Consider the following 14,991-nt stretch of genomic DNA (forward strand, 5'->3'; position numbering starts at 1 on the left):
CCCCGCACCCGTGGGCCGGATGCGGGGCACAGGCGGTGCGGGGTCAGTTGCGCCAGACGTCGTTCAGGGTGACCCGGCCGTCGGCGGGGACGGTGGCGGTACGGTTGGCGCCGCTCTCCCAGGTGACGTTGCCGGAGGCGTCCTTGCGGATGTACTTGTACGCGAAGGTGGTCCCGGCGGGCAGGTCCACGTCGAGTTTCCACACGGGGTACGCGGCGGGGTCGAGCTTCGGGGCGGCACCGGTGTTCCAGCCGCCGAGAGCGGACTGGTCGCCGGTGACGTAGATGTTCTCGCCCCACACGGTGGTGGCCTCGACACCGAAGGAGGCGCCGGCGGTGACGGGGGTGCCGGAGCCGTCACAGTCGCGGGCGCCCGCATGCAGGGCGAGCGCGGTGTCCGGCCCGAGGGTGGCGGTGAACCGCCCGGCGGAGTCGACGGTGACGGGCTTGCCGCTCTGCACGTCGCAGTAGGTGCCGGAGGCCAGGGAGGACTGGAAGGTCCGGGTCAGGGACCCGCCCTCGTGGTTGACGGCGACGAAGCCCTTGTCCCCGCGCCCGAAGGCGATGGCGTTGGCGCCGTTGTCCCACCAGTGCGTGACACCCTGACCGCGGGTCACGTTCCGGAAGGCGACCATGGACCTGATCTCGGGCCAGTCGTGCTGGCACTTCCAGCCGTCGCTGTAACAGGCGCTGACCTGACCGCCGTTGGGCGGACCGGCGTCGTGGTCGGAGAACGCGTAGCCGGAGTGGACGTCCGGAGAGCCGTAGGGCCACGCCAGCATGAACACGCTGGCGAGCGTGTAGGCGGCGCCGTCCTTGTAGTTGAGGGTGTCACCACCCCGCTCGGTGTCGTGGTTGTCGACGAACACGGCGGACTGGCCGGAGGGCATGAAGCCCCAGCCCTCACCGAAGTTCTTCAGGTAGGCGAGCTTGTCGCCGCCGGTGAAGACCTGCTTGAGCGCCCGGCCGTACCGGAACTCCTGCACATCGCCGTTGCCGAGGTACTCGCTGGGGGAGACGGCCTCGCCGGCCCCGTGTATGGCCTCCTGCTTCCAGTAGGCGTTCGGGTCGGTGAGTCTGCTCTTGACAGCGGCGAGGTCGTCGGCGGCCATGTGCTTGACCGCGTCGACCCGGAAGCCGTCGACGCCGAGGGAGAGCAGGTCGTTCATGTACGCGGCGATGCGCCCGCGCACGTGGTCCGACCCGGTGTCCAGGTCGGACAGCCGCACCAGCTCGCAGTTCTGGACGTCGTAGCGGTCCTGGTAGTTGCCGATCGGCTGGCGGCAGCCGTGGAAGTCGGCGTCGGAGTAGATCCCCGGGTACCCGTACTTCGTGTACGAGGACCCGCCGGTCCCGACCCCGTTTCCGGCGGCCATGTGGTTGATGACGGTGTCCGCGACGACTTCGACACCTGCGGCGTGACAGGTGTCGATCATGTTCTTGAAGGCGGCGCGGTCGCCGAGCCGCCCGGCGATCCGGTAGCTGACGGGCTGGTACGAGGTCCACCACTGGGACCCCTGTATGTGCTCCTGCGGGGGTGAGACCTGGACGTACCCGTACCCGGCGGGCCCGAGGCTGTCGGTACACGCCTTGGCGACCGAGTCGAACTTCCACTCGAACATCACGGCGGTGACGTCCTTGTCGCCGGGCGCGGCGGCCTGCGCTGCCTGGCTGGGTGCCGTGACGCCGAGCGCCGCTCCTGCGACGACGGCGAGGACGGCGGCCATGGTTCTCCTGGCCATGATTCCTCCTGGGGAAGGGAGGTGCGGATGCAGTGGGGGCAGCCTCGTACGGCAACGCGCCATGCCCGCAAGGCCGGTGGATGAAGATTCTTGCTGCAAGACGGCAGCAAGACTTTTCGGACGTGACCGTACGAGCCGCGTGGCGCAAGGTCAACCCTTTCGACACGCCCCTCTTACTCCCGGGTCACATCCCGGAAACCCGCGAGATTCACGGTCTGCAAGCTCTTTCGCAAGTAATTGCAGTGGTGTTACGTTCGACCGCGACTCCGGTCCGGCCGGCCGGAGGGTTCCGGCCACCCGGCCGCCACCCCACGCGCCCGGCCGGCCGGTCCGGTCACTCCGGGAGGCCCGGGGCCACTGAAGACCCCGCCGCCCCTGAAACCGGGGCGGTCCCGGGCCCCCGGCGCCGAAGGGGGCGGACCCCGTCCGTCTGACATGCTGTTGCTCCCCTACCGGAGGAGCGGCGCCGCCCATGCAGTGGAAGACCCACGGCGAGCGACAGGTCTACACCGACCCCTGGGTGAGGCTGAGCCTGGTGGACGTCCAGCAGCCGGACGGCCGCCGCCTGGACTACAGCGTCGTACGGCTCCGCCACCTCGCCGTCGCGGCCGTGGTCAACGACCGCCGCGAAGTCCTGATGATGTGGCGGCACCGCTTCATCACCGACACGTGGGCGTGGGAACTCCCGATGGGGCTGGTCGAGGACGGCGAAACCCCCGCGCAGGCCGCGGCCCGCGAGGTCCTGGAGGAGACCGGCTGGCGCCCCGGCCCCCTGCGTCCCCTGATCTACGCGGAACCCGCCAACGGCATCACCGACGCCCAGCACCACGTCTTCCGCGCCGACACCGCGACCCGCGTCGGCCCGCCCACGGAGCGGAACGAGTCCGACCGCATCGAGTGGATCCCCCTGTCCCGCATCCGCTCCATGATCGACCACCGCGACATCGTGAGCAGCGCCTCGCTCGTGGGCCTCCTCCACCTTCTCCTGGACCAGACGACGGGCTGACGCGCGCCCCGGAACGGCACAGCCCCGGGGCCCGGTGGGGCGCAGGCCTGACGGAGCCGCTGAAGCCGGCCCCCTCACACGCTCCGGCAAACCGGCGCGGCCCGACCCCGCTCCCGCCGGTCCCGTGTCCGCCCGCACGGCGGAGCCGGCCCTGACAGGGACACCCGCCCGGACTCCGTGTTATCCGCGCCCGCGGCAGGCCCGCGCACGGCGGCGACGACCGGCGGCCGACCCGTCGGACACGCGTCACCCGGGCCTCCGCGGCGTCCCGGCAGGTGCCCCCAGTGCCTGTACCTCCGCGTAGGAGAGGGCCGCGGGTTCCGTCGGCAGGCCGTCGCGGACGGCGCTCGCGCCGGCCGCGGCCGCCGCCAGGGCGCTGCGGTACAGCAGAGAGCCGAGACTGATCCTGCGCACGCCCCACGCGGCCAGCTCCGTGATGCCGGGTCCGGTCGGCGTGTACAGGATGTTCAGCGGGACGGTGAGGCCTGCCGTCAGCGCGGCGATCCCGTCCGGATCCGACAGCCCCGGCACGAATGCCCCGTCCGCACCGGCCTGTTCGTACACCGCGAGACGCGTCCCGGTCTCCTCCTCCCGGCATCCGAGCCAGTAGGTGTCGGTGCGAGCGTTCACGAACAGCGCGGGCGCGGCGGCCTTGACCGCGGCGATCTTCGCAGCGTGCAGTTCCACGGGGGCGAGCGTGCCGTCCGCGCGCCCGTCTTCGAGGTTGATCCCCGCGGCGCCCGCGTCGTACAGCCTCGCGGCCAGCTCGGCCACCTCCTCCGGGTCATCGCTGAAACCCCCTTCGACGTCGACGGTGAACAGAAAGGAGCCCTGTCCCAGCCGACGGGCCAGAGCCAGGGTGTCCTCGGCGGTCGCCGCCGTCCCGTCCGGCAGTCCGGCTGCCGCGGCCACGCCGAGACTCGTGGTGCCGATCGCCGGGAAGCCCCGCGCCGACAGAAGGGCGGCGGAGGCGTGGTCCCAGGCGTTGGGGAGCAGCAGCGGGGCCACCTGGTCGTGCAGACGGGCGAAGGCGGTCCGCGGGCGCCGGAGCAGGCCGTCGGCCATGGCTAGGGCGTGAGCCCGGCCGGGGCAGATCCGCGGCGGTGCGCCGAAGGTGAGGGGCACGGGGTGCGCACGGTTGGCCGTCGCAAGATCCAGAAGCACCACATCGCCCTCGGCGATCTCCCGGCCGGCGACCCGGGTGGCACGAGCGGCGACCCGGCGCATGGCCGCCACCGGCGGGACTTCCCGGAGCACCCGGGCCAGCGGCACGTCGCCGCCCGCGTCCGCGGCCTCCACCAGCGCGGCCGTCGCCGCGCAGGCCTGCACCAGCAGGCCGATACGGTTGGCGGCGGCCTCCAGGGCGGGTTCCTCCGCGGGCCCTGGCGCCAGCTGCGCCACCAGCCGGGCCACCGCCTCGTCCGCGGCCGCGTCCGCACCTCCGAAATAGGCCCCGGCCACCACGGCCACCGCCTCGGCGACCGCCCCGGGCTCCGGCATCCCCAGAGCCTCGGCAAGGGTGCGCACCACCCGTAGCCGGACCTCCCCCTCGGGTCCTGCCGCAACCGCCCGTCGCAGCATGGCGGGCTCCAGACGGGCCAGTTCGGCCTCCACCAGAGCCCGTCGTCTCCGGTGCGCCGCACCGGAGCTGAACCGGGCCACGGTGGCACGCAGCCACGCGACGCCGGCAACGGCCGGATCACCGTCCGCAGCAGGCAGCTCCGGGACGAGCGCCGGATCGGCGAGGGCCTCCGAGATGTCCGCAGCGCGGTCGAACTCATGCGTCATGTGCGTCATGGCCCGGACGCTAGGGCCGCAACGGTTCGGGGTTCCCCGAACCGTCCGTGCGCCATCATGAACCTCATGCCCCCTCTCGCCGAGACCGCCGGCCTGTTCGCCGACCGCACCCGGGCCGCCTTCTGCCAGGCGCTGCTCGACGGCCGTGCCTGGACGGCGGGTGAGCTCGCCCGGCACGCGGGGGTGCGGGCCTCCACCGCCAGCGAGCAGCTCTCCCGGCTCATCGCGGGCGGACTGCTGACCGAGGAACGCCAGGGCCGGCATCGCTACGTCCGGCTGGCCGGCCCGGAGGCAGCGGCCCTGGTCGAAGCCCTCACCTCGTACGCCCCGGACACCCCGCACCCGCGGGGGCTGCGCGAGTCGGTGCGGCTCAGCGCCGAGGCGCGGGCCCGCACCTGCTACGACCACCTGGCGGGGCGACTGGGCGTGATCCTGGCGGACGCGATGACCGCCCGAGGCCTGGTCGCCACCGACTCCGGGCTCGCCGTCACCGTGGAGGGCCGGGCATGGCTGGCCGACGCCCTGGGCCACAGGCCGCCCCCAGGTTCCCGGAGGCCCCTTGTGCGGGCCTGCCTGGACTGGACGGAGCGTCGGCCCCATCTCGCCGGAGCGCTGGGCGCGGCTCTGTGCGCCACCGCGCTGGACCGGCAGTGGGTGCGGCGAGTCGGCTCCGGGCGCGCTGTGAAGGTGACACCGCAAGGCGCCCGGGCGTTCCGGGAGCTGCTGGGCGCCGAGGTATAGCCGAGCCGCGCGAACGTTCCGCACCGGGCGGGGCGGTGCGCGTGGGCATCGGGAAGCGCGGCGCCGTCCCCGAGGAGGCGGCGCTCCCTGAGAGTCCCTCACCCGTCGCCGTCCCGCACCCTCCTTCACGCGGTCACGGGCCGGTCCGGCACAATCGCAGTCGACCGGGCGTGCGACTGTGGGGGTGGGATCGTGTGGAGTTCTGACTCGCGAAGCCGGCGTAGGGACATACCGGACGCGCCGGAGCTGGTGGCGGCGGCTGCCGAGAGTCCCGGTGGCAGCGTCGCCGAGATCGACCCGAGGTACATCGGCGACCCGAACGGCTACGTGCCTCCCGAAGCGATCCGCGGTGCGTGGCTGGTGGACGGCAGCGGGAAACTGACAGGGGAGTACCAGGAGAATCCCCGTCACGGAGTGCCGCAGGACGACTTCAGCAAGCTCACTGATCCCGACCACTGGCTTGGCTGGCTCGGTGACGATCCCGCGACCGCCGTCCGGAAGGGCATCGAAGAGTCCTTGCGCGCCCAGGTGGCGGACGCGGTCGTCGAGTGGGTCAAGATCCTCGAAACGCCCCGGTTCTTCACCGGTGGGCGTCGGCAGTCCGACGACGATGAGGCCATCCTGGTCACCCGCGCGGCACTCGCCGCACCGTTCGCGTTGTCCGTGCGCACGGCGCAGCACGGACGCTCCGTCCTCCTGGGGGTGTTCTCCTGGGCGGCGGTGAACCTCGCGACACCCGAAGTCCGCAGGGACCGGCACTGGTTCGACCTGGACGTGGGGCTGGACTGGGCCGGGGAACGGCTTCAGGAGCGCATCTACGAGATCGACGGCGACGACGGCACCGCCGGACGGTAGGGCGGCGGTGCCGGTCCGGACCGGTGGCCGCAGCGGATGCATGACGCCGTAGGCGCCTCTGGCGCGGAGGGGGCGGTCCGAACCCGCGACCGGCGGACGGACTGCCCCCTTCGTGCACCGTGCGACCACGCGGGAGACGGGCGCAGCTGCGAGGAGTTCCCGCCGCTGCACCACCCGGCGGAACGAGGCACACCGCCGGTCAGCGTCTCCGGGCCCTCAGGGACAGGGCGGACGCCGCCCGGTGCGGCACTAGCTCAGCGTCTGCAGCGCCGCCGCGTCGTACGGCTTCAGCTCGTCGGTCCGTCCCGACAGGACCTTGGACGCCCACTCGGGGTCCTGGAGCAGGGCCCGGCCGACGGCGACCATGTCGAACTCGTCGCGTTCCATGCGGTCGAGGAGGTTGTCGAGGCTGCCGAGCTCGGCGCCCTGTCCCGCGAACGCGTGGATGAAGTCGCCGTCGAGGCCGACCGAGCCGACGGTGATGGTGGGCCTGCCGGTGAGCTTCCTGGTCCAACCCGCCAGGTTGAGGTCCGAGCCCTCGAACTCAGGGAGCCAGTAGCGGCGGGTCGAAGCGTGGAAGACGTCGACGCCGGCCGCGGCGAGCGGGCTCAGGACCGCCTCCAGTGCCTCCGGGGTCTCCGCGAGCCTCGCGTCGTAGGCGTCCTGCTTCCACTGCGAGTAGCGGAAGATCACCGGGAACTCGGGCGAGACGGCCTCGCGGACCGCGGCCACGATCTCGGCCGCGAACTTCGTACGGGCCACGGGGTCGCCGCCGTAGGAGTCGGTACGTCGGTTCGTCCCCGCCCACAGGAACTGGTCGAGCAGGTAGCCGTGGGCGCCGTGCAGTTCGACCCCGTCGAAGCCGATGCGCTCGGCGTCCGCGGCGGCCCGGGCGAAGGCCCCGATGACCTCGTCCAGGTCGCTCCGGGTCATCGCCCGTCCGGTGCCCTCGGTGCCGTCGGTGCGGATGCCGGAGGGGCCCATGGCGGGGGCGGCGGCGAAGGGCGGGTCGCCCTGATTGCGCACCATGCCGATGTGCCACAGCTGCGGCACGATCGTGCCGCCCGCCTCGTGGACGGCGGCGGCGACCTTCGCCCACCCCGCCAGCTGCTCCTCACCGTGGAACCGCGGCACCCGGTCGCTCTGCCCGGCCGACTCGTGGCCGACGTAGGTCCCCTCGGTGACGATCAGGCCCACCCCCGCGGCGGCGCGACGGGCGTAGTAGGAACGCACGTCCTCACCGGGAACGCCGCCGGGGGAGAACATGCGCGTCATCGGCGCCATCACGATGCGGTTCGGGACGGTCAGGCCGTTCAGTGCGATGGGCCGGGACAGGAACTGGGCCGCGCGGGAGGCGGGGGACGCGGTGACGGTCACAGGGAGCGCTCCTCGTAGCTACTTGACAACCTTGATGCTTGAGAACGTCAAGCAATGCTGGAGACGGTAGAGGCTGATATTTGAAGTAGTCAAGTTTCCGGGCGCGGAGCGGATAGAGTGGCGCTCATGACGGAAGCTCCTCGCGTCGACACGGCCCAGCTCATGGAGCTGCTCTCGGTGTCGCTCGGCGTCTACTACGCCGACTTCGCGGCTGCGGCGGCGAGTGAGAACCTCACAGCGAGCCAGGGCAAGGCGCTGACCGTGCTGCGCCGGGGTCCCGCTCCGATGCGCGCCCTGGCCGCGACCATGGGCTGCGACGCCTCCAACGTGACCGGGATCATCGACCGCCTGGAGAAGCGCGGCCTCGTGCGCCGCGAGGCCGCAGCGTCCGACCGGCGCGTGAAGAACGTCGTCCTCACGGCGGAGGGGGAGCGGGTCGCCGACGCGATCAGCGTGAGGATGCGCACCACGCGGGACGGCCTGGACAGGCTCAGCGAGCAGGACCGGGACGACCTGTACGCCCTGCTGGAACGGGTTTTCGCCGGGCCCGCCGCCTGACCGGGACGGCCCGCGGCGGCCGTCGGCCCGTCACACCGGGCCCTGCGCCTCTCCCGGTCCCGGCCGGACCGCGTACCCGTGACGGAAACCGCGGGAGTCACACCCGACCGGCTCCGTACACTGCCGGCATGGCATGCCGCATCAGTGAGCTGATCCTCGACTGCGCCGACCCCGAACGGCTCGCCGCCTTCTGGAGTGAGGTCCTCGGCTACGTCGAGATCGGCAGGGAAGACGACGGAAGCATCGAGATCGGGCCGCCCGGCACCGGCTTCGGCGGCCCGCAGCCCACCCTCGTCCTCAGCCCCACCGACACCCCCCGGGCCGGGAGGCTGCCCCTGCACATCGACGTGAACCCCACCGACCGCGACCAGGGCGCCGAACTGGAACGCCTGCTCGCCCTCGGCGCCAGGCCCGCCGACGTCGGCCAGACCGGCAGGGAGGACTGGCACGTCCTGGCAGACCCCGAAGGCAACGAGTTCTGCCTCCTGCGCCGCCGTCTCCAGCCCCTCTGACGTCCGCCTCCCCCCGGGCCCGGGAGCTGCCCGGCACAGCCCGGGAAAGCCGACGAGGGCTGCCACCCGACTGTGGGGTGGCAGCCCTCGGAGCTGTCTCCGGCCTCAGGCCGGAGGGGGACTGTCAGATGTCGAAGTACAGCTCGAACTCGTGCGGGTGCGGGCGGAGCTGGATCGGCTCGATCTCCTTGGTGCGCTTGTAGTCGATCCAGGTCTCGATCAGGTCGGACGTGAAGACGCCGCCCGCCTGGAGGTACTCGTTGTCCGCTTCCAGGGCGTCGAGGACCGCCGAGAGGTTGGTCGGGACCTGGGGGACGCCCGCGTGCTCCTCGGGGGCCAGCTCGTACAGGTCCTTGTCGATCGGCTCGGCCGGCTCGATCTTGTTCTTGATGCCGTCCAGGCCCGCGAGAAGGAGGGCCGAGAAGGCCAGGTACGGGTTGGAGGACGGGTCCGGGGCGCGGAACTCGACGCGCTTGGCCTTCGGGTTCGAGCCGGTGATCGGGATGCGCATCGCGGCGGAGCGGTTGCGCTGCGAGTAGACCAGGTTCACCGGGGCCTCGAAGCCCGGCACCAGGCGGTGGTACGAGTTGACCGTCGGGTTGGTGAAGGCCAGCAGCGACGGGGCGTGCTTCAGGATGCCGCCGATGTAGTAGCGGGCGGTGTCCGACAGGCCCGCGTAGCCCGTCTCGTCGTAGAACAGCGGCTCGCCGCCCAGCCACAGAGACTGGTGGACGTGCATGCCCGAGCCGTTGTCACCGAAGATCGGCTTCGGCATGAAGGTCGCGGTCTTGCCGTTGCGCCACGCGACGTTCTTCACGATGTACTTGAAGAGCATCAGGTCGTCGGCGGCGGCCAGCAGCGTGTTGAACTTGTAGTTGATCTCCGCCTGGCCGGCCGTGCCCACCTCGTGGTGCTGGCGCTCGACCTGGAGGCCGGACTGCTCCAGCTCCAGGGAGATCTCCGCACGCAGGTCCGCGAAGTGGTCCACCGGCGGGGCCGGGAAGTAGCCGCCCTTGTACCGGACCTTGTAACCCCGGTTGTCCTCCAGCGCACCCGTGTTCCAGGCGCCGGCCTCGGAGTCGATGTGGTAGAAGCCCTCGTTGGCCGTCGTGTTGAAACGGACCGAGTCGAAGACGTAGAACTCCGCCTCCGGGCCGAAGAACGCCGTGTCCGCGATGCCGGTGGAGGCCAGGTAGGCCTCGGCCTTCTTCGCGATGTTCCGCGGGTCACGGCTGTACTGCTCGCCCGTGATCGGGTCGTGGATGAAGAAGTTGATGTTCAGCGTCTTGTCCCGGCGGAACGGGTCGAGACGGGCCGTCGACAGGTCCGGGCGCAGCGCCATGTCGGACTCGTGGATGGCCTGGAAACCGCGGATCGACGAGCCGTCGAAGGCCAGGTCCTCGGCCGGGTCGAAGATCGAAGCCGGGATCGTGAAGTGCTGCATGATCCCCGGAAGGTCGCAGAACCGCACGTCGACGAACTTGACGTCCTTGTCCTTGATGAACTTCTGGACTTCCTCGGCGTTCTGGAACATCCAACTCCTCCTACTCCCACCCGGGGGAGGGCGGGGTTGCAGCTCGGTCGTGCGGCCAGTGCGGTGGCACACGCTGGAGCCGACCATAGGGACGTGGGATTTCTCAAGCATGACCCATTTGTTTCGCGCGCGTTAACCGGCTTGGCCGTGCGGTGACCGCCGGCGTGACGCCGCGCGCGCACCCGCACACCCGCGCCGCAGTGATCCGGAGCGGGCCCAGTACCGTGTACGGGTGGACAACAGGCAAGCAATCGGATCGTGGCTCTCCGGGCCGCGCGCGGCGGCCGAGGAGATGGGCGCCGACTTCGGCTACCGGGGCCAGCGGCTCGGCCTGCCGGAGGAGGGGCCGGGTTCCGTCGCCCCCCTCGGGCGTCGCTTCGGCGCCCTCTTCATCGACTGGTCGCTGTGCATGCTCATCGCATACGGGCTCATCACCCGCGGTGAGGGCGGCACGTCCGCCGGGAACTGGGCGCTGCTCGTCCTGTTCGTGCTCAGTGTCCTCACCGTCGGCACCATCGGCTCCACGCCCGGCAAGCGGCTCCTCGGGCTGCGGGTGATCTCCGTGGACGGTGAGCGGCTCGGTATCGGGCGTGTCGTGCTGCGCAGTCTCCTGCTCTGCCTCGCGCTGCCCGCCCTGGTCTGGGACCGGGACGGCCGCGGCCTCCACGACCGCCTGGCCCGTGCCGTACAGGTGCGGACGCACTGAGGCGCCAGGCACCGGGACACCGTGCACTGAGACGCCACGCGCTGGTACGAGTGAGGGGCGCCCCGGATGCCGGGGCGCCCCTCACTCGTACCAGCGGCTGAGCCTCAGCGCATACGGCCGCCGCGCGGCATGCGCATGCCCTTCGGCAACGGACCCTTCGGCACCGGCATGTTGCTCATCATGTCGCCCATCGCGCGCAGCCGGTCGCTCGCGGCGGTCACCTGTGCGGCGGTCAGCACCCGCGGCAGCTTCAGCATCGTCGTACGCAGCTTCTTCAGAGGCACCTGGTCCTCGCCGTCCCCGACGACGAAGTCGTGCACCGGGACGTCCACGACGATCCGGGCCATCCGCTTCTTCTCGGCCGCCAGCAGCGACTTCACCCGGTTCGGGTTGCCCTCGCCGATGAGCACGATGCCGGGGCGGCCGATCGCCCGGTGCACCACGTCCTGGCTGCGGTTCATCGCCACCGCGGGGGTGGACGTCCACCCCCGGCCGATGTTCTGCAGCACCGCCGCAGCCGCGCCCGGCTGGCCCTCCATCTGCCCGAAGGCCGCCCGCTCGGCGCGCCGCCCGAAGACGATCGCCGCCGCGAGGAAGGCCAGCAGGAAACCGAGGATGCCCAGATAGACCGGGTGACCGATCAGGAACCCGATCGCGAGGAGGACGCCGAAGACGACGATCCCCACGCCCGCGATGACCAGCCCGACCTTCGGGTCGGACCGCCGGGTCATCTTGTACGTCAGGGCGATCTGCTTCAGTCGCCCGGGGTTCGCAGCAGCGTCACCGCTGTCTGAATGTGCCTTCCTCGCCATGCTCAGAAGTTTACGTGGCCGACGACACCCGGCTCGCCGCGGCCTCCAGGACGTGCTGCGCCTCGATCCGGTCCCGGGCCCGGCGCCGGTCCTCCAGCACGGACCGCCAGGCGTTGCGGCGCGCGACCCGCTGTCCGGGCCCCAACAGCAGGGCCTCGACGGCGCGCAGGGCGTCCGTCACGGACGGCAGGGCCTGCGCGCGTACGGGCGGTACGGGTACGGGCGGTACGGGACGACTCGCGGCCTGCATCTCGGTGTCCCCTTCGACGGGTGAGCGAAATCGTTATGTGCGCGGGGCGTGTGTGTGCGGTGCGTGGAGACAGTGTTACTCACCGGTGTTACCAAGGCATGTCCGGAGGGTCAAACACCGGACAACCCGGGTACCCCGGGTGACACGCGGACGGCCCGTACACCCCCAGGCCGGGGGCGTACGGGCCGTCTCGCCGTACTCGCCTGCGTACCGTCCGTGTGCCGGACCTCACACCGCCCGCGCGGCCTCCGCAGCCCTGGCCTCCGCGGCGCCGCGCGCCTCCATCGCCTGCTGGAAGAGCCGGCCCGCGCGGTAGGAGGAGCGGACCAGCGGGCCCGACATCACGCCGGAGTAGCCGATCTCCTCGGCCTCCTCCTTCAGCTCCACGAACTCCTCGGGCTTCACCCAGCGCTCCACCGGGTGGTGCCGCACCGACGGCCGCAGGTACTGGGTGATGGTGATCAGCTCGCAGCCCGCCTCGTGCAGGTCCCGCAGTGCCTCGCTGACCTCCTCGCGGGTCTCGCCCATGCCGAGGATCAGGTTCGACTTGGTCACCAGTCCGGCCGCGCGGGCCTCCGTGATGACCTTCAGCGAGCGCTCGTAACGGAAGGCCGGGCGGATCCGCTTGAAGATCCGGGGCACCGTCTCCACGTTGTGCGCCAGCACCTCGGGGCGGGACGAGAAGACCTCGGCCAGCTGCTCCGGCACCGCGTTGAAGTCCGGGATCAGCAGCTCGACCTTGGTGTGACCGGCCTCCCGGTCCGCCGTCATCGCGTGGATCTGCCGCACGGTCTCCGCGTACAGCCACGCGCCGCCGTCCTCCAGGTCGTCGCGGGCGACACCGGTGATCGTGGCGTAGTTCAGGTCCATCGTGACGACGGACTCGCCCACACGGCGCGGCTCGTCCCGGTCCAGGGCCTGCGGCTTGCCGGTGTCGATCTGGCAGAAGTCACAGCGCCGGGTGCACTGGTCGCCGCCGATGAGGAAGGTGGCCTCCCGGTCCTCCCAGCACTCGAAGATGTTCGGACAGCCCGCTTCCTGGCACACCGTGTGCAGTCCCTCGCTCTTCACGAGCTTCTGCAGCTGGTTGTACTCGGGGCCCATCTTCGCCCGGGTCTTGATCCACTCGGGCTTGCGCTCGATGGGGGTCTGGCTGTTCCGGACCTCCAGGCGCAGCATCTTGCGTCCGTCGGGTGCGACTGCGGACACGGCTGGCTCCTAGGCTTCGATTCTTCGGCGAACTTCAGGGTACGCCCGTCAAAAGTACGGCCCTGCCTCAGGCCAACCTCTGGCCGGCGGGGCGCATTCCCCCGTACCGGGTCGGTCAGGCGCTCGCCCCCTCGGAGACCCTCTCGACCTCGCGGGGCTTCAGGTCCGCGTTCTCCAGTACGTCACGGAGATGCCGCTCCGCCACCGGGAGCACGTCCCCGAGCGTGATGTCCCGGCCCAGCTCGGCGGCGAGCGAGGTCACGCCGGCGTCCCGGATCCCGCACGGCACGATCCGGTCGAACCAGGTGTTGTCCGGGTTCACGTTGAAGGCGAAGCCGTGCATCGTGACGCCCTTGGCGACCCGGATGCCGATGGCCGCCAGCTTGCGGTCCTCGCGGCGCTGGCCGGCGTTGGACGGGGCGTACTCGGGGCCGTTCAGGCGAGGGTCGAACTCCTCGTCGTGCAGCCGGGGGTCGAGGTCCAGCGAGAGCCCGCCGAGGGAAGGACGCCGGTCGACCGGGTCGCCCAGCACCCACACCCCGCTGCGGCCCTCCACCCGGGTGGTCTCCAGCCCGAACTCCGCGGCCGTGCGGATCAGGGCCTCCTCCAGGCGCCGCACATGCGCGACCACGTCCACCGGACGCGGCAGCTTCATGATCGGGTAGCCGACGAGCTGGCCCGGGCCGTGCCAGGTGATCTTGCCGCCCCGGTCCACGTCCACCACCGGGGTGCCGTCCAGCGGACGCTCGCTGTCCTCGGTGCGCCGCCCCGCCGTGTAGACGGGCGGGTGCTCCAGCAGCAGGCAGGTGTCCGGGATCTCGTCCGCGAACCGGGCCGCGTGGACCTCACGCTGCCGGTCCCAGGCTTCCCGGTACTCGACAGCGTCGTCCCCGAAGCCCAGATGGACGAATCGCAGCTCACTCACGGCACCGTCTCCCTCGATAGGCCAAGCGATAGGCCAAGCGCCTGACATGCCCTGCCACTGTACGGCGGGCGCCGTCGGGCCGGTCGGCCAGGTCTGACGCGTCAGCGCCGTACCCAATCCTCACACGATCGGATGAATGTGGGGCGAAGGTGGCGGTATGGGCGTCTCCGGCAGCTAAATTCACGCCGTCCCGAGGGGGCCGTACCCCGGCCCGGAAGGCAGGAGACCGCACCACTGATGACGGATCGACCCCCGCAGCGCACCCCGAACCGCCAGCTCGCCGCCCTGATCGCTGAGGCCGGCTTCTCCAACGCGGGACTCGCCAGACGGGTCGATCAGCTCGGCCTGGAACACGGTCTGGACCTCCGATACGACAAGACCTCCGTCACCCGCTGGCTGCGCGGGCAGCAGCCGCGCGGTACGACGCCCGCGCTGATCGCGGAGGTGTTCACCCGGCGGCTCGGGCGACGGCTGTCGGCGCAGGACCTCGGACTGGACGCGTGCGCCCCCGTGTACGCGGGTCTGGAGTTCGCCTCCACGCCGGAAGAGGCCGTGGACATCGTCAGCGGGCTGTGGCGGAAGGACTCCGGCAGCCACACCGAACTGCGGAAGATCGCGTTCACTCCTGCGGGGCTGGTCGTGCCGAGCCGCGACTGGCTGATCGGCCGTGCGGACGAACGGGTCGGGCGTGCGGAACCGCCCGCCGTCCCCGGAGCGGGCCGCGTCCCGCCCCAGAGCCGCGGCCCCGCCTCCGGCGGTACGGGCGGGGGCGCCCGCCCGGACGAGAGCGGCGCCGGACGGTCCGGTGCGGGCGGACCCGGCGGCCCGGCCGGTACCGGCGGCGCCGACGGTACCGGGAGCGGTCTGGCGGGGGCGGATGAGCCGGGCGGTCACGGCGGCCCGCGTGGACACGGTGGTCCCGACGGCTCCGGCGCGTCCGGCACTCAGGGGCGGCCCGGCGGCACCGG

The 14,991-nt window shown here is 71.6% G+C and carries 14 protein-coding genes and 1 pseudogene; 7 read left to right on the forward strand and 8 right to left on the reverse strand.

The features are described 5' to 3' along the window. Positions 1-43: 43 nt before the first annotated feature. The gene (locus I3F58_RS06150) at positions 44-1,741 is read right to left on the reverse strand and encodes a carbohydrate-binding module family 20 domain-containing protein (protein WP_240107192.1); all 1,698 of its coding nucleotides are present in this window, start codon (positions 1,739-1,741) and stop codon (positions 44-46) included. 472 nt (positions 1,742-2,213) lie between these two features. On the opposite strand from I3F58_RS06150, the gene I3F58_RS06155 reads away from it, so the two are divergent. Then, complete coding sequence (locus tag I3F58_RS06155) at positions 2,214-2,747, forward strand: NUDIX hydrolase (RefSeq protein ID WP_240107193.1); 534 nt, start codon at positions 2,214-2,216, stop codon at positions 2,745-2,747. 246 nt (positions 2,748-2,993) lie between these two features. Here the strand turns inward: I3F58_RS06155 and I3F58_RS06160 are convergent, their stop codons facing one another. Then, a complete protein-coding gene (locus I3F58_RS06160; RefSeq protein ID WP_240107194.1) occupies positions 2,994-4,544 on the reverse strand; it encodes an isocitrate lyase/phosphoenolpyruvate mutase family protein in 1,551 nt (516 codons plus the stop codon). A gap of 66 nt (positions 4,545-4,610) precedes the next feature. Here I3F58_RS06160 and I3F58_RS06165 point away from each other — a divergent pair, with 66 nt between their 5' ends. Both I3F58_RS06165 and I3F58_RS06170 read left to right on the forward strand, forming a co-directional pair. Further along, a complete protein-coding gene (locus I3F58_RS06165; RefSeq protein WP_240107195.1) occupies positions 4,611-5,285 on the forward strand; it encodes a helix-turn-helix transcriptional regulator in 675 nt (224 codons plus the stop codon). 192 nt (positions 5,286-5,477) lie between these two features. Beyond that, entirely contained in the window at positions 5,478-6,140 is a 663-nt protein-coding gene (locus I3F58_RS06170) for a hypothetical protein (RefSeq protein ID WP_240107196.1), read from the forward strand. A 249-nt stretch (positions 6,141-6,389) separates the two neighbouring features. On the opposite strand, the gene I3F58_RS06175 is transcribed toward I3F58_RS06170, so the two are convergent. Further along, entirely contained in the window at positions 6,390-7,517 is a 1,128-nt protein-coding gene (locus I3F58_RS06175; protein WP_240107197.1) for an NADH:flavin oxidoreductase, read from the reverse strand. Between the two features lie 126 nt (positions 7,518-7,643). Between I3F58_RS06175 and I3F58_RS06180 the strand changes: the two genes are divergently transcribed. Beyond that, positions 7,644-8,075, forward strand: a complete 432-nt coding sequence (locus tag I3F58_RS06180; protein WP_240107198.1) for a MarR family winged helix-turn-helix transcriptional regulator — start codon at positions 7,644-7,646, stop codon at positions 8,073-8,075. Positions 8,076-8,203: 128 nt separating this feature from the next. After that, a complete protein-coding gene (locus tag I3F58_RS06185) occupies positions 8,204-8,587 on the forward strand; it encodes a VOC family protein (RefSeq protein WP_240107199.1) in 384 nt (127 codons plus the stop codon). Positions 8,588-8,711: 124 nt separating this feature from the next. On the opposite strand, the gene glnA is transcribed toward I3F58_RS06185, so the two are convergent. Next, a complete protein-coding gene (gene glnA / locus I3F58_RS06190) occupies positions 8,712-10,121 on the reverse strand; it encodes a type I glutamate--ammonia ligase (RefSeq protein ID WP_240107200.1) in 1,410 nt (469 codons plus the stop codon). 232 nt (positions 10,122-10,353) lie between these two features. Here glnA and I3F58_RS06195 point away from each other — a divergent pair, with 232 nt between their 5' ends. Beyond that, a complete protein-coding gene (locus I3F58_RS06195) occupies positions 10,354-10,827 on the forward strand; it encodes an RDD family protein (protein WP_240107201.1) in 474 nt (157 codons plus the stop codon). 104 nt (positions 10,828-10,931) lie between these two features. Here I3F58_RS06195 and I3F58_RS06200 read toward each other — a convergent pair whose 3' ends face one another. From I3F58_RS06200 to lipB, 4 genes are all read right to left on the reverse strand, one after another. Further along, positions 10,932-11,639: a DUF4191 domain-containing protein gene (locus I3F58_RS06200; RefSeq protein ID WP_240107202.1), complete on the reverse strand. Its 708-nt coding sequence runs from the start codon at positions 11,637-11,639 to the stop codon at positions 10,932-10,934. Between the two features lie 10 nt (positions 11,640-11,649). Next, positions 11,650-11,889, reverse strand: a complete 240-nt coding sequence (locus I3F58_RS06205; protein ID WP_240107203.1) for a hypothetical protein — start codon at positions 11,887-11,889, stop codon at positions 11,650-11,652. 228 nt (positions 11,890-12,117) lie between these two features. Then, on the reverse strand, positions 12,118-13,098 hold the full coding sequence (gene lipA / locus I3F58_RS06210) for a lipoyl synthase (RefSeq protein ID WP_240107204.1): 981 nt from the start codon (positions 13,096-13,098) through the stop codon (positions 12,118-12,120). Between the two features lie 115 nt (positions 13,099-13,213). After that, positions 13,214-14,023, reverse strand: a complete 810-nt coding sequence (gene lipB / locus I3F58_RS06215; protein ID WP_240107205.1) for a lipoyl(octanoyl) transferase LipB — start codon at positions 14,021-14,023, stop codon at positions 13,214-13,216. Between the two features lie 237 nt (positions 14,024-14,260). Between lipB and I3F58_RS06220 the strand changes: the two are divergent. After that, positions 14,261-14,991: pseudogene (locus I3F58_RS06220) on the forward strand (regulator); the annotation flags it as partial.

Origin of the sequence: Streptomyces sp. MUM 203J (assembly GCF_022414595.1) — a bacterium.
GTDB lineage: Bacteria > Actinomycetota > Actinomycetes > Streptomycetales > Streptomycetaceae > Streptomyces.